The organism is Chryseosolibacter indicum (genome assembly GCF_018598585.1).
Taxonomy (GTDB): domain Bacteria; phylum Bacteroidota; class Bacteroidia; order Cytophagales; family Cyclobacteriaceae; genus Chryseosolibacter; species Chryseosolibacter indicus.
Window position 1 is genome coordinate 1 of the sequence record NZ_JAHESD010000020.1, and the last position, 14,195, is coordinate 14,195.

The 14,195-nt window shown below is 39.2% G+C and carries 11 protein-coding genes; 3 read left to right on the top strand and 8 right to left on the bottom strand.

Features of this window, described 5'->3' with window-relative positions:
• Nucleotides 1–3: 3 nt before the first annotated feature.
• From KK060_RS10720 to KK060_RS10740, 5 genes are all read right to left on the bottom strand, one after another.
• Nucleotides 4–690: a DUF2461 domain-containing protein gene (locus KK060_RS10720; protein WP_254153724.1), complete on the bottom strand. Its 687-nt coding sequence runs from the start codon at nt 688–690 to the stop codon at nt 4–6.
• Between the two features lie 23 nt (nt 691–713).
• Nucleotides 714–1,373 (bottom strand): HAD family hydrolase, encoded by a 660-nt coding sequence (locus KK060_RS10725; RefSeq protein ID WP_254153725.1) that lies wholly within the window; start codon nt 1,371–1,373, stop codon nt 714–716.
• 116 nt (nt 1,374–1,489) lie between these two features.
• Complete coding sequence (gene ligD / locus KK060_RS10730) at nt 1,490–2,878, bottom strand: non-homologous end-joining DNA ligase LigD (protein WP_254153726.1); 1,389 nt, start codon at nt 2,876–2,878, stop codon at nt 1,490–1,492.
• Between the two features lie 73 nt (nt 2,879–2,951).
• Nucleotides 2,952–3,290, bottom strand: coding sequence for a TfoX/Sxy family protein (locus KK060_RS10735; protein ID WP_254153727.1), 339 nt, complete (start codon nt 3,288–3,290; stop codon nt 2,952–2,954).
• A gap of 220 nt (nt 3,291–3,510) precedes the next feature.
• Nucleotides 3,511–6,534: a PAS domain-containing sensor histidine kinase gene (locus KK060_RS10740; RefSeq protein ID WP_254153728.1), complete on the bottom strand. Its 3,024-nt coding sequence runs from the start codon at nt 6,532–6,534 to the stop codon at nt 3,511–3,513.
• 265 nt (nt 6,535–6,799) lie between these two features.
• Here KK060_RS10740 and KK060_RS10745 point away from each other — a divergent pair, with 265 nt between their 5' ends.
• From KK060_RS10745 to KK060_RS10755, 3 genes are all read left to right on the top strand, one after another.
• The gene (locus KK060_RS10745) at nt 6,800–7,726 is read left to right on the top strand and encodes an SDR family NAD(P)-dependent oxidoreductase (RefSeq protein WP_254153729.1); all 927 of its coding nucleotides are present in this window, start codon (nt 6,800–6,802) and stop codon (nt 7,724–7,726) included.
• A 128-nt stretch (nt 7,727–7,854) separates the two neighbouring features.
• A complete protein-coding gene (locus KK060_RS10750; protein ID WP_254153730.1) occupies nt 7,855–8,628 on the top strand; it encodes a DUF72 domain-containing protein in 774 nt (257 codons plus the stop codon).
• Between the two features lie 44 nt (nt 8,629–8,672).
• Nucleotides 8,673–9,578: a glycoside hydrolase family 43 protein gene (locus tag KK060_RS10755; protein WP_254153731.1), complete on the top strand. Its 906-nt coding sequence runs from the start codon at nt 8,673–8,675 to the stop codon at nt 9,576–9,578.
• A 10-nt stretch (nt 9,579–9,588) separates the two neighbouring features.
• Here the strand turns inward: KK060_RS10755 and KK060_RS10760 are convergent, their stop codons facing one another.
• From KK060_RS10760 to KK060_RS10770, 3 genes are read right to left on the bottom strand one after another with little or no spacing between them, the layout of a single operon-like run.
• Nucleotides 9,589–10,815 (bottom strand): alginate lyase family protein, encoded by a 1,227-nt coding sequence (locus KK060_RS10760; RefSeq protein WP_254153732.1) that lies wholly within the window; start codon nt 10,813–10,815, stop codon nt 9,589–9,591.
• Between the two features lie 12 nt (nt 10,816–10,827).
• Entirely contained in the window at nt 10,828–12,234 is a 1,407-nt protein-coding gene (locus tag KK060_RS10765; RefSeq protein ID WP_254153733.1) for a BNR-4 repeat-containing protein, read from the bottom strand.
• A 5-nt stretch (nt 12,235–12,239) separates the two neighbouring features.
• Entirely contained in the window at nt 12,240–14,186 is a 1,947-nt protein-coding gene (locus tag KK060_RS10770) for a heparinase II/III domain-containing protein (protein WP_254153734.1), read from the bottom strand.
• Nucleotides 14,187–14,195 lie beyond the last annotated feature (9 nt).

Below are 14,195 nucleotides of genomic sequence, written 5' to 3' on the forward strand. Positions count from 1 at the left end.
CATTTACAACGTCTCCCCATTCAAATCCGTACCCAGCACCTCACTCACATAATCAAAGAAAGGACGTATGGCTTTAAAGCTCTTGTTAACATTCAGTAAGAAATCATCAGCAAGTACTTCTTTATCTGCAAACGATCTTTCGAACCACAATTGCTTAAAACGCAAGAGTCCAATAGCAGGATGATCTTTTTCGAAACCTCGCGGTGCCGTTCGTACCTGTTCGCCCTGCATCGCCCCAAATGTAGACACAACAGTTTTCAACTTCAAAAGCTTATACCAGTCTTCATAGTTTACCTCTATGTCTTGCCGAATTCGTTTCAAATCATCAGGGTTAGGATGGGCAAATCCACATGCAATACGTGAATTGCCAGGCTTGATCCAGAAATAATACCCACCACGAAGAAAAGGTTTCCTTCGTTTAAGATATCCTGCGAAACGTGGATTATAGGGTGTCTTGTCGTCAGAGAACCGGACGTCATTATAAATACGGTACAAACTCTTTTTTCCTGAGGGCGTCTCCAGGTCGTCATGCTCATTCATCTTCGCGATAAGCGCATCAATAAACTGCTCGGCATTTTCTTTTGCGCCTTCGTACTTCGCTTTATTCGAAGCGAACCATTCTCTATTATTATTTACAGAAAGCTTCTTCAGAAAATCAAATGTACTCTTCTGAATAACAAAGGATTTCATAATCTTAACTCAAACTATCTTCTTCACCACACCAATGAATTTAATGTCTTATCGTTGTAGTCGTTAATAACGCAAAGAACATTTGTATTTTGCAGCTCGTCAGCTGTATGATAAGAAGCAACGCCTACTGCCTTCATGCCTGCGCGTCGGGCAGCTTCAATACCTTTTGGTGAATCTTCAAATACAACACATTCTTCAGGCATAACCTTCAGTCCTTGTGCTGCTTTTAAAAACACTTCCGGATGCGGCTTGCTTACTGCTACATCATCCGGACCAATAATAACTGAAAACAAATTTCTTAGGTTAAGATTATCCAAGACATAATCTACATTTCCCACGATTGCAGCAGTTCCTATTGCTAACTTGATTTTTTCAGATTTTGCTCTGGTTAAAAAAGTATCTAACCCATCAATCAACTTTAAGTAGGGTAAAAATTCCTCGCGGTATCTTAACTCCTTTCGTAGAGAATGAGAATCCACTTCTTCTTTTGTAAATTTTGTCGCACCGAATACCCTTTCAAACAACTCCTCGTTCTTTCCATAAAGCTGATGTTTAAGTTCTTCTTGTGTAAGCGGTGCACCCAACTCTTCTACAATTACCTTATACCATGCAAGTTCATGATAATGCATATCGTTAATCATTGTACCGTTCATGTCGAAGATAAAAGCGTTGTATTTAGGCATAGGATGTGTAATACTTTAATTCAAATAACTGACGCGAAGGTAATGCTTACGATATTCAAAACAAGCACTTGATTCTTCAACTCGCGCTTATCCAACATCAGAGGCAAAGGAAATTCTTAAAACAAGAAAGCATAATTCTCTTCCAGCCTTTTTAACAGTGCCTCTGCATTAACCTTTTTCTTAAACAATGGTTCAAATGGATCTCCAACTTGTCTAAGTCTTTTTAAAACTGATTCCGGATTGAATTGTTCTGCCTGAAGCTCTTCCTTGACCTCATCCCACAAAAGGGGTGTTGCAACCAGTGCTGACTGCCCAGGTATGAACGAGTATGGCGCTATAACACTTACACCTTGCTTGTTAGCATGGTAATCCAAAAATACGCTCCCATAGGAGGCGTCAGAATCTTTAAGGCGAGCAAGATCTGGCAATTTAAGCCTGACAAGTTTACACAGATATTCTCCTGCTTTTTCACTTGTACCGAAATCACTTTTAGCATCTAGTGGTATATAGACATGCAATCCTGAATTACCGTTGGTCTTAACGAGGGATGGTAACTGAAGACCTGTTAAGATATCCCTTACTGTAAGGGTAACTTCGATCATCTTTGTAAATGCAGCATCTGAATCAACACCAATAACAATGTAATCAGAAAACGCGGTTGATTTTAAACGTGAATGACCAACATGAAATGCTATGCATCCAAGTTCAACATATTGCAGCAGGTCATCTTTGTCGTTACAAAGCAGTAATTGTTCTTTTCCTTTGGAAAGGCTAAGCCCATTCGTACGTTCTTCAAAGTCCTTACTTAACTCTGCTATATTCTTGTACACAGTATGCTTTTTGTTGTTGATCGAATCCGGTTGGATCTGCAGCGGTCGGTCTTTAAGATAAGGTAATATGAAGTCTGCAATTTTATTATAATAATCAAGCACGTCTTTCTTCTTCAATTGTGGCTGCCTGAAGAGTACCTTATCCAGATCAGTAAAATGGATTTTACGTTTGAGCTTGTAGTCAGGTTGTTTGGTGCCTTTATCTTCCGCCTTCACCTTAGGTTTCTGTACATCCTTCTCTTTTCTTAAAGGAGGAGTTTCTGTCTTTACTTTAGGCGAAGGAATAACAAATTTCTCTGCCTTCTCCTTTTTCCTCACTGTAGGGAGTTCTGGCAAGGAAGAGAATTCTTTTTTTACTGCTTCGTCAAATTCAAAAGGCGTCTCGTCCCATACTTTATTGGAGCTACTATGAAAGAAATAGATACCTGGCATCTCATCGCTTTCGTGCAGTTGGTGATTGGATGACTTCAGATTGTTTAACACTGCCTGAAAAGTCATCTCATAAAAAAGCGCTGACTCTCCCTGAATGCCTTCAATGCTTATTCTTTCACGAATGGTGTCGCCTGCTTTGGTAATGAAAAGCCTGATGAGCTTCTCGCGGTCTTCCATGCTCTGACATGCGACAACAATCTCTACGATGGTTTTAAATGCTTTTGTATTCTTTCGGATTAACATGTTTATTTTTAGCCATGCAAATATCAAATATAAAATGGATGGTTGTTGATAGATAGATAGATGGCAAAAGTTCTTACTTTCTTTTTGAACGTTTGGCTCTCTTGTTAAAGTCGAGACAGAGCGCTACCCAATATTCAAAATCCTTCGAAGACTTCATTCCTGTTTCATCTATAAGCACGCATCCCTTCATACGTTTACCTTCAAGCGTCATTATCCGACAACCTGGCTTTTCAAGTAAAGTATCTACTATCTCACGATCAATCCTGCACATCATTTCATCTTTCATGATTCCAATACACATCTTATCATTGACCATAAATATCAGACCTCCCATCATTTGTTTTTCATCTACCTTTGGTACTTCAGCAAGTCTTTCACGTATGCGATCGGCCAGTTTTTCATTATATGCCATACATAACAATTATGTTACAGATCTTTCTGCATATAGGGGTCTTCCTAATCCCTATTTGGAGAAAAGGTTACTTCAGTCTTCGTTTAAGTAAAATAGCGTAAAATGGACATCTTACAATTCAAATAACTTTAATGCTGCTTTTATACCTTTATTTCCCCTGAATCGTGTCAAAAAGGTCACTTTGTTACAAGGTACAGTATTAAAAGCAAGAACAGAGATTTTAAAGGATTACAGAGGCTTGTTTAATGGGTAACATTATCTGAAAGGTAGCACCTTCATTTTTTCTACCAGAAGCTCTTATTGATCCGCCATGTCGTTGCACAATCTTCCGGCAAAGCGATAAACCTAGCCCAGTTCCTTCAAATTTGTCTTTGGTATTTAATCTGATAAATGCGTTGAAGATCTTTTCAGCGTACTCTCCTTCAAAACCAATCCCATTATCTTTAATAATAATCTTGACAAAACCATTTTCTACGTTAGCTGCGCTTATAGAAATAAATGGAGGTTCATTGGGTTTAGAAAACTTCAATGAATTATTGATAAGATTATAGAACAATTGATAAATAAGTACACCTGCACCTTGGATGCTTGGCAAAGGTGTTGTTTTAATAATTGCCTGCTTTTGCTGAATAACTACTTCAAGATCGCTTTCAATGTTTCTGATTATCTGGTTCAAATCTATCTGATCAATCTTTTGCTCGAGTGCATTTACCGTTGAATATGCGAGAACACCTTCGATCATAGCACCCATTCTGTCTGCAGAATGTTGGATCTTCTGCAAAAACAACTTCGTTTTGTCTGATAAGGTATTCTGTAGCTCACTTTCAAGCCTGCTGGCGAATATTTTAATTTTTCTTACGGGCTCTTTAAGATCATGACTTGTAACATGTGCGAATTGAAGAAGGTCTTCGTTAGAGCGTTGTAACTCTTTGGTTCGCTCACCCACAAGTATTTCTAATTTTTCCGAAACTGTTTTTTGATCATGAATATCCGTACTGGTGCCTACCCATTGTACCACCTTGCCTTCTGAATTTTTTAGAGGATATGCCTGTGTTAAAAACCAACGGTAAAACCCGTCCCTTCTGCGCATAGGAAAAGTAAGTTCAAAAGGCTCACTTCTATCCAATGCCTCTTTCAAAACCGTGGTTGTATATAGTAAGTGATCAGGGTGTACAATTGTCTTCCAGCCATCACCCTGAACCTCTTCAAAGGTTGTACCAGTATAATCATACCAGCGTTGGTTGTACCAGTATATCCAGCCATCGCCATTGGCAGTCCATGATAGTTGTGAAATGGAATTAGCAAGTGTACGGAACCTTTCTTCCTGTTCTTTCAAGTTGGCCTCAAAGCGTTTCCGTTCAGTGACATCCTGCATAGAGCCTAACATCCTAATAGATTTGCCTTCGTGATTCTGAAGTACAAAACCTCTATCCAACACGGATTTATAACTTCCATCACTGCATCTGAATCGATACTCGTCCATCCATGAGCTGCCACCTTCATTAATTACCTGGTAAATACCCTTTATTACCTGCTCCCGATCGTCAGGGTGAATCCGCTCTTTCCACCAGTTAATAGAATTATCTACTTCGTCAGTTCGGTAGCCTAGCACCGTAGTTACAGCCTCATTCCATATCAGTTCATTTGTAAACAAATTCCAATCCCATATAGCATCGCGTGTGGCCTTGTTAAGCAGACGAAAACGCTCATCACTTAACTTAAGCTTTTCCAGTGCAAGCTTTCTTTCGTTTATATCTTCTATTACAGATATAAAATATTCAGGTTTGCCCTTACTATCCCTTACCGGGGCAACGGTAATGTTTACCCATATAATAGAACCACTTTTATGAATATATCGCTTCTCTAACGAATAATTAGGAATAGAACCATTGTATAGATGACGCAGTAGGTCAACGTCTTCGTTTATATCATCTTTAAAAGTAATATCCTGAAAAGTGCGCTGAAGCAATTCTTCTTCAGAATATCCTGTAATTTCGCAAAGGCGTTGATTAACGAGTAGCCATTTTCCTTCAGGTGAAACGTGTGATATCCCTACTGCAGCATTTTCGAAAGTACCTCTGAAACGCTCTTCGCTCTTTCTCAACTTCTCTTCAGTCTCCTTCTGACTTGTAATATCAAGGCTTACACCCGTTAATGTAGTGAGCTCACCCTCGGCGTTATGATGATACTTTCCCAATGATCTGATCCACCTCAATTCTTCATTATCTGCTCTTATTATACGGTATTCAGCGTCATAAGGAGTATGATTTTCATAAGATTGCTGAAGGAGTGTTAGTGCCATTTGCTTGTCAGCTGGATGAATCACACCGTGCCAATGGTTAAAATCCAAATCATTTCTTTCAGTGTCATACCCCCACATTCTCTTGAGTAAAGGAGACCAGCCAATTTTTTTGGTTTTAATGTTATACCACCATGTTCCGAGCTGTGCTGATTCTGTCGCAAGTTGAAGGTGGGCGGCAAGTCGTTGTAGCTCCACGTCTGCCTTTTTCCTTTCAGTAATATCAGAAGTTAGTACCAATATAGATACTACTTCACCCTTCTCGTCAAACTCGGGCACCAACCGCGAGTAACTGTGTACGTTCCAGCCTGGCATTTCATGCTCTAAGATATTCAGGCGCTTTGTCTGAAAGGCAATAGCAAGATGCTTATCAAAAAAAACACATAGCTCTTCCGGAAGTCCTACCTCTCGGTATGTTTTACCTATAACATCTTCAGCCTTTGCACCTATGAATTGGTAGATCTGCGGGCTTGCATATAGGTAACGGAAATTTCTGTCATGTCTGGTTATCAGGTCGGGTGAGTTCTCTGCCAGCGACCTGTAACGCTCTTCACTTTGTTTTAATTGTTCCTTGCTTTTCTTCTCGGCAGTAATGTCTTCAGCAAGTCCAAGAAGTTCTCGTGTACTACCGTCGTCATTCTTTACAACGGAAAGATTGAGCCTTATCCAAATAATCTCACCACTTTTCTTGATACATCTCTTTTCAACAGCAATTCCCTTGTCGTCTTCCTCAAGGAGCTGGTCGATATGTATGGTAAGTTTAGCACGATCTTCCTGATAAGTAAGCTCGATTAGTTGCTTATCCATCATCTCCTCTTCTGTGTATTCAAAAAGGCGCAGCCATACTTTATTAGCGTAAGAGACCTTTCCCCTTACACTAATAATGGCCATTCCTATAGGAGCATAGGCAAAGGCATTCTTAAACTGCTGCTCAATTACTTCCATCCAACTTTAGAAAAGACGATAAGAATTCTTAACAGAACCAGGAATAAAACCTTTCAAATAACACTGTCGTTGACGAGATGAAATTGTCTAAAAACGTTCAAACGGCTGAAGTGTTAATTGGAACGTGAATATAGTAGTTCTCGCAAAATAAAGTAATCACCCTAGATTAGTTTAACCATAATCAATTTATATACCGGTTGTAGCCATCAAGTTTACTGCTGCTTGTTAATCCCAGACAAAGTAATTCTAAGTTAAGCCTTCCTATATGGAATGGAATTTTACCGGTTATTCATTAAAATATTTGTATATGGCAACCAACAATGAAAATAAAAGAAATGAGTATGCTCTGGTAACAGGCGGTACAAGCGGTATAGGTTATGAGATAGCTAAGTTATTGGCGAAAGATGGATACAATCTTGTACTGGTAGCCAGATCATCAGACCGGCTGTTAGAAGTAAGTGATGAGTTCCAGGACCTGGGTGTAGACGTTTTACTGTTAGACAAAGATCTTTTTGAAGCTAACGCGGCAAGAGAAATATACGATGAACTTAAGGCCAGGAACATCCAGATAGATGTACTGATTAATAATGCTGGTCAGGGGCAGAAGGGTAAGTTTAACGAAGTGCCCTTCGAAAGACATATCGATGTGATCCAGCTTAACATCGTTTCACTCGTTTCGCTAACTAAGTTATTCCTTGACGATATGGTTGCACGAAATAATGGTAAGATCTTAAACCTTGCTTCCGTAGTTTCTAAAACACCAGCGCCTGAGTTCTCCGTTTATGCCGCAAGCAAAGCGTTCGTTCTGTCTTTCTCGGAAGCTTTAGCGAAAGAGCTAGCAGAGACGAATGTCACTATTACAGCATTGCTACCTGGCAGAACTGACACTGACTTCTTTCACAAAGCTGACCTAACCGACAGTAAAGAATACCAGGAGCATAAATTGGCTGATCCTGCTGAAGTGGCTAAAGATGGGTATCAAGCACTCATGAGCGGCAAGAGCCGTATTATTTCAGGAGCTCAGAATAAAGTGATGGTTGGGATGATGAACTCAATGCCTGACAGCGCCAATGCCGCCAACATGCAGAAAAACATGCAACCCTCAGATAAAGAACAAGGGGAAAGAAAAGAAAGACCTGGCCATGCTGCATCTGAACAAGAACGAGAAGCAATGGGAAAGGAAAAAGTTTAATCCAATATATAGTGTGTAAGTACAAAGGCCTGTTGTTGAAAGACAGGCCTTGTTATTTATTTATGCTGATATGACCGCTACATTCATATTGCCCAGATTGTGAAGTACAATTAAATACCTTATAATAAATGCAAGGCATACAAAACTTCTATTCCGGTCTTAGTGGTATAGCGCTTCCCAATCCAAAATATCAATATCCTACTGAGTTCCAGAAATCGAGTCGTCTAACGTATTACAATTCTCTGTTTAACAGCATCGAAGTTAACAGTACCTTCTATAAGATCCCAAGAAGCGCTACGCTGGAACGCTGGGCTTCTTCCGTTGGCGATAATTTTAAATTTACCTTTAAGCTCTTTAAGGAAATAACACACACCAAGAATCTTATGTTTGATGCGGTACACATTGAGCAGTTTATACGAACAATCTCTCATGCCGGCAAAAAAAGAGCATGCTTACTTGTACAGTTTCCACCAAGTTTAAAAAAAGAGAGTATTCGCCAGGTAGATCACCTGTTGGATAAGATCAAACTCAATGACGCTGATAATTTATGGAATATAGTGGTTGAGTTTCGTGACAAAAGTTGGTATCACAACGATGTTTATGAAATGTTGTCATTTTACAATGTCACACTTGTAATTCATGATATTCCCAAATCTGCTACACCCGTTAAAACTACTTCATCTGATGTTATTTACATACGGTTTCATGGGCCGACGGGAAATTACGGTGGTAGCTATACCGATGCCTTCCTCCTGGAGTATGCCGAATACGTAAGAGGTTGGTTGAATGAAGAGAAAAAGGTGTTTGTATATTTTAACAATACGAAGGGCGATGCCTTTAAAAACCTAAACACATTCAACAAATACCTAAGCGAATTAACAAGTGATGTGAACATGTACTAAAAAGAGTAAGTTAAATACTTTAGTAAGACTAAATTATTCGTGTTATGGAGACAAAGGAAATTATGACTAGCCTGGGCAATCCTATTATAAGGCATAAATTTACTGCAGACCCAACAGTACTTGTTCATGAGCAAAAAGTATACTTATATACAGGTCATGATGAAGCCTTACCTGACAGATATGAATATGTTATGAATGAGTGGCTATGTTTTTCTTCTGAAGACCTCATTCATTGGACAGAACATCCTGTTCCCCTTAAAGCAAAAAATTTCAAATGGGCCAGTGGGGATGCCTATGCCTCTAACGTTATCAGGCATTATGACAAGTTTTTCTGGTATGCTGCAGTTACGCATGCTACCATACCTGGAAAGGCTATAGGTGTAGCAATATCTGAACATCCAACAGGACCATTTAAAGATGCAAGGGGTTCTGCATTAATAACAACACAAATGGGTATAAAACTAGGTACCGACAACTTTGACCCTAGCGTATTGGTGGATGACGATGGACAAGCATATATCTTCTGGGGAAAGAATATTTGCTACTACGCAAAACTTAAGGAAAATATGATTGAGATTGATGGAACTATAAATACACTTAATCTTCCTGAGTTTCAGGAGGGCGTACATCTTCATAAGAAGAACGGATCGTATTACTTATCCTACGGTTATGAATTTCCTGAAAAGGTTGGCTATGCTATGAGTAGATCTATCACCGGACCCTGGGAATTTAAAGGCATACTTAATGAAATAGCAGGTAACTGCGAAACCAACAGACCTGCTATAATAGAATTCAAAGGCAAAGATTACTTTTTCTATCACAACGGAAGTCTTAAACATGGCGGAAGCCACCGACGTTCTGTATGTATAGATCACCTTTTTTATAATGAAGACGGAACGATGAAAAGAGTAATAATGTCTTCTGAAGGTGTCAGTAAGGCCACGCACTAACTCAGTAATATCAATAAAAAACGCTGTGTGTTATAAAAAGAACCGAATTACTATTTTCTGTTTTCAGTTTGTTAATTACAGGTGTTAGGTCTAAATTTGGATAATGTGGTTCAGCGATAATAATCAACGGTAGGAAGCTTTTCCATTGAATAGGCTCGATTTGCTGATAAGTCCATTGCAACTCCTCTTTGACATAAGGTAGCATCCATTCAAAAGCTTTTTTAATACTCTTATGATCAGATGTTTCATAATTCCATAGGTCAATTTCTAAATGCTCTGAAAGGCGGGCAAGTCCAAAAAAACCTTTAAGATTCATCGACGCATACCCCCAGGATTTTGTTCTTGCTAACTCGTGCGGTTGGCTTCCATCTTGCTTTATCTGCTCTGCAATTCGCGGTATAGTTTGTTCCATAATTATTTTCCTTGCAAGTTCCTTTTGATTGGTAAATAGGGCAAAGGAAACCACTTGCAGATCGTAATAAGTACCGTGGTTATTGTGTTCATCTAGTTCGTCTTTACCCAATGTACTTGTCATCATCCAAGTCATAAACTCTTTAAACCACTTTAATAATTCTTTATGATCTGAACTTGTCCAGGCTTTTGAATTTTTAATAAGCTGGACACCGTCTACAACATCAACCAATGGTTTGGTATCGATTAATCCAATTCCTCTTCCCTCAGTTATACCGGGGATGGCCTGGCCAAAATTCAGGTTAGGATTCATCTTTGTTTCTTTATTTAAAAACCATGTCTTCAAAAGAGATGCAGCGTGCTGCGCGTACTTTTCATCCTCGGTAAAATAAAACGTCAAACCTAGCAATTTAACATCATGTGCAAGTGCTTTTAGGTAGTCGGCGTCTTTAATTGTATGTCGCTCTGGATTTTCTTCTCCATCCCTTCGAATATAAGGAAGACCATTCGCCTTAGTGGTGTCAGGCCACCAATAGGGGCCAACGCTCATATAATCATGCTTGCTACCACTTGGCGGAATTTTACTTTTATAGACTACTGAGTAAGGTCGGTGAAGCAAACTTTCATCTGCTTCGGCTACCAAATTATCTAGTGCTTCTTTCAGCGCCTCATCTCCGTTTAGAATGTTTTTTTTACTTGCTTGGAGAACAGCCATATCTACAATAAATGTTTCAGGTTGTTTAAAAAACTGTGCTTGAGCCCAAAAAATACATGTTATACTTAGTATAATAGCAATGGAGCAAACTTTAATGATGAATATTCTCATATATGGGTATCTTTAACGTATTTGATGTGGCAACTCTTCCTGTTGTTGCATAGTATAGGGTAGCTGCCAGACATGTCCTTCATAATCTCCGAAATACAGGTAGGAAATACTTTGCTTACCCGGATCACCGTCCGACCAGAAGTAAATAAAAGGTGGCACTCCGTTTACAACCCGTCTTACATAGTTGTGGTTTCTATCACTTTGCTGTGTTACCCTTTTTATTTCCCTCCACGAATGTCCCTTATTCTTGCTTTGCCACATTGATATTTCTCCTCCGGACCCATGTACCTGTGGGCTATTTTCGGTTGGTGCTATTAATGTCCAAGTTTGACCGTTAACTATCAGGCTACCCATATCGTAATTATGATCTGAAGTGCAAATTAAATTATCTTCCCACTTTTTTCCGGTCCAGTACAAACACCGCCACTCACGGGGTCCATTTTGAGGACCAGGCTCATGTCCTTTACTTGTAAGGTAAATACAAATGGGATTGCCATGCTTGTCGAAAGTTACATCACAGAGATAAACGTTCTTTTGCTGACTGATGTAATCAGATACAAGTGCCATAGAGTTGACATCTTGCAGTGGTATATTGATGCTAATTCCGGTGATTGTTTGCCAATGTTTACCAAAATCAGAAGTTTCGAGATAATATATGTTTGTTCGTTTATCTACATTACCGTTGGGATGCCAATTGAAAAATGTTATTATTTTATTCCCATAATGGTTGCTTACCTGATAGTGTCCGCTCTTTATGTCTGAAGATGCCTTTATTCCTGCAAGCTTAATGTCATCACTCCATGTTTTACCATTAGTACTTGTTTCAAAATACAACTCGCGAACGCCAGTATATTTTGTAAAGAAATGAAAAAATCCTTGTCCCTTCACATGCCAAGGCTGTGGATATGTAAATACTTCTTCAGTTATCTGTTCAAATGCATCTATTGAATATGGTTGTTTGCTTCTGTATTTATAACCCTTCCTGGTCGTATTTCTTCCGCTTACAAATACCCAAACATAACCTTCACCATCAAGCATAATACTTGGATTGTCATGCGGGTCATCAACTCCCCCTTTGTCGTGAACAATAGTAGGCTTGCTAACCATCTTTGTTTTATGATCGAAACTACCGATCATACACAGTAAGTGCCGGGCCTGTTTATCAGTCGTTCCTCCGTAGACAAAAAAAGTTTTGTTTACTTCAGGTGCGTATATAGCCATAGGAATATGGTGTGCTGTATATGTGCCGAGTCCTCCAGAATATTTATCTCCGTAAGTAGAAAACTGGTTCAGCGTAAACCAGATACCTCTGTAACCATTTACAGTAGTATTACTCGAACCTTCCTTTTCTGATTGTGAAAATGTATTGAGAAAAGCTATCAGAAACAGGAATGTAAGGTTTAAAAATATCAACTGCATATTTTTCACTTTGCAGCTATTTCAAAACTTATCTTATCGGTTGTCTTCGGTACTTTTGATCTAAAATTGATTCTATAAATAGTATCACCCCACTTCGCAAGGATGCCCTTATCTTCAGGAGCAGTTAGAGGAACCTTTTCTATTGAAGCTTCAAGTTGATCGTTATTAAATCGCACTTTAAAATCTTTGTTACTTCCGTCAGCTGTTTTATAATGTATAATTACTTCACCCGCCTTTGTTACTTCTGAGGGATAGGAAGTCATCAAGTGTTCTGTTAATTCATTTGCAGCACTTAAATTAATAACATCTTCTACTGTTACGCTTTTTGATCGATTCAAACGAATAGTTCGCTTAAAATTCGTTACATGTGCTTCTTGAGGATAAGATTTAGAAATATCCAAAGAGAAAGATGCAAATGATTTTCCTTGTTTATACTCGACGTTTGTAGCTTTAAACTCTCCGCCTGGTGGCTGCGTCTTTCCATTAATGGTTGGCACATTATGATAATCAGAACAGTTATACCAGATTTCATAACGTCTTGCGCTAAATGTTTTACGTGTATAAGTTCCGCGGCCTACGTCAATAAGCAAAGGTTGTCCGTCGTAGTAAACAACAAAATTACCAATATCATTATGATTATGGCTTTCATCATTATTGCCTCCTTTAGCTGCCATAAAGAAACCTTTTGTTGAACCCTGATAGTCCCTCGCTGCCATAACCTGCAGATCAGGTAACCATACATCTTTAGGAAGAGGCAAACCCTGAGCTGCCTTATCATATTCCTGCTGAATGAACAACGAGAAGAAATTTCTGAAGTAATGAAACCGAGGAAGTAAACCGTCATTTGGCTTTCTGTAGTATGCTCCAAACTTCATCATGTCTTCATCCCGGATATCTTTGCCGTAACGATATATCATTGTTGCTGATAACCCTGGTTGAGGATCTGCATCGGCGAAGTTCAGGAAATACTTTTCACTGATCTGTGCGCGATATATAAACTTCCCCATATTTCTGAATTTTTCATCCCGGAATACATAACTATAAGCATCCTTAGTGGTAAGGTTTAACAATGCAATATTATCGTATAAAGAGGCAGCTGCGGCTCCCCAATAACTTGGCCCTTCGTCACATCCGCCATCAAGTGGATGCGGATTAAGATATTCATCTAGAACCATTAACGCTTTATGTACTCCTTCGGCGCGTTTATCCTCATTCTTTTCCAAAAGCAAAACAGAATTAAGCCAGTTAGAGCAAATCCATGGATTCCAGTTATTGGGTCTTCTACCATTGTCGTTGGTTTTCATCCAACCATGAGGCTTCGTCAGTAGTGGCTGAAAAACTCTATTGTTCGTCTCAAAGTAAATTCTCTTTCGTATTTGAGGAGAGACTGCATCCAGTTTATCTCCTAAATAATAGTCTACCCACGCCAGATATGTAGCAGTTTCCGCGGCAAAAAGATCAACAAAGGGAACAGAGACATCCATTAATCCTGCATATTCTTTGGATTGAGGTAAATGCGCGGGAACACCCCAAAACGACTCCTCACAAATCGACCAAACACCATCGATGATTGGATCTATAAAACGTCCTTTATTCTCTGCGATCTCTGCAAATAGAAGCAAACCCAAAACTTCCCGTTTTTTAAAACTTATGGTTTGGTATTCATCCCTGTCACCTGTGCGTGCAATCAGCAAAGATTTGGTAGCAGGAATATAGGGCCATTCGTAATTAATATAATTCTCCGCTTGTCTCAAGTATGCCTGAAGTGTTTGCTGGTCAGCTTTTGACCATCCTTCGCGATCATCCAACTTGGGAAAGGGATGCCATTCGGCCAGAGGAATCAATACTTTTTTTAACTCTTCGGGTTTATATTTTCCACTCAACAGATTTTGTTGTGCCATTAATGAAGGCACAACAAACAACATTAAAAATACGCACGGCAAATTTCTCATAAGTGATCT

Bases quoted from the DNA above. Each gene is read 5' to 3' on its own strand.
- KK060_RS10720 (WP_254153724.1), bottom strand. From the start codon at position 690: ATGAAATCCTTTGTTATTCAGAAGAGTACATTTGATTTTCTGAAGAAG.
- KK060_RS10725 (WP_254153725.1), bottom strand. From the start codon at position 1,373: ATGCCTAAATACAACGCTTTTATCTTCGACATGAACGGTACAATGATT.
- ligD (WP_254153726.1), bottom strand. From the start codon at position 2,878: ATGTTAATCCGAAAGAATACAAAAGCATTTAAAACCATCGTAGAGATT.
- KK060_RS10735 (WP_254153727.1), bottom strand. From the start codon at position 3,290: ATGGCATATAATGAAAAACTGGCCGATCGCATACGTGAAAGACTTGCT.
- KK060_RS10740 (WP_254153728.1), bottom strand. From the start codon at position 6,534: ATGGAAGTAATTGAGCAGCAGTTTAAGAATGCCTTTGCCTATGCTCCT.
- KK060_RS10745 (WP_254153729.1), top strand. From the start codon at position 6,800: ATGGAATGGAATTTTACCGGTTATTCATTAAAATATTTGTATATGGCA.
- KK060_RS10750 (WP_254153730.1), top strand. From the start codon at position 7,855: ATGCAAGGCATACAAAACTTCTATTCCGGTCTTAGTGGTATAGCGCTT.
- KK060_RS10755 (WP_254153731.1), top strand. From the start codon at position 8,673: ATGGAGACAAAGGAAATTATGACTAGCCTGGGCAATCCTATTATAAGG.
- KK060_RS10760 (WP_254153732.1), bottom strand. From the start codon at position 10,815: ATGAGAATATTCATCATTAAAGTTTGCTCCATTGCTATTATACTAAGT.
- KK060_RS10765 (WP_254153733.1), bottom strand. From the start codon at position 12,234: ATGCAGTTGATATTTTTAAACCTTACATTCCTGTTTCTGATAGCTTTT.
- KK060_RS10770 (WP_254153734.1), bottom strand. From the start codon at position 14,186: ATGAGAAATTTGCCGTGCGTATTTTTAATGTTGTTTGTTGTGCCTTCA.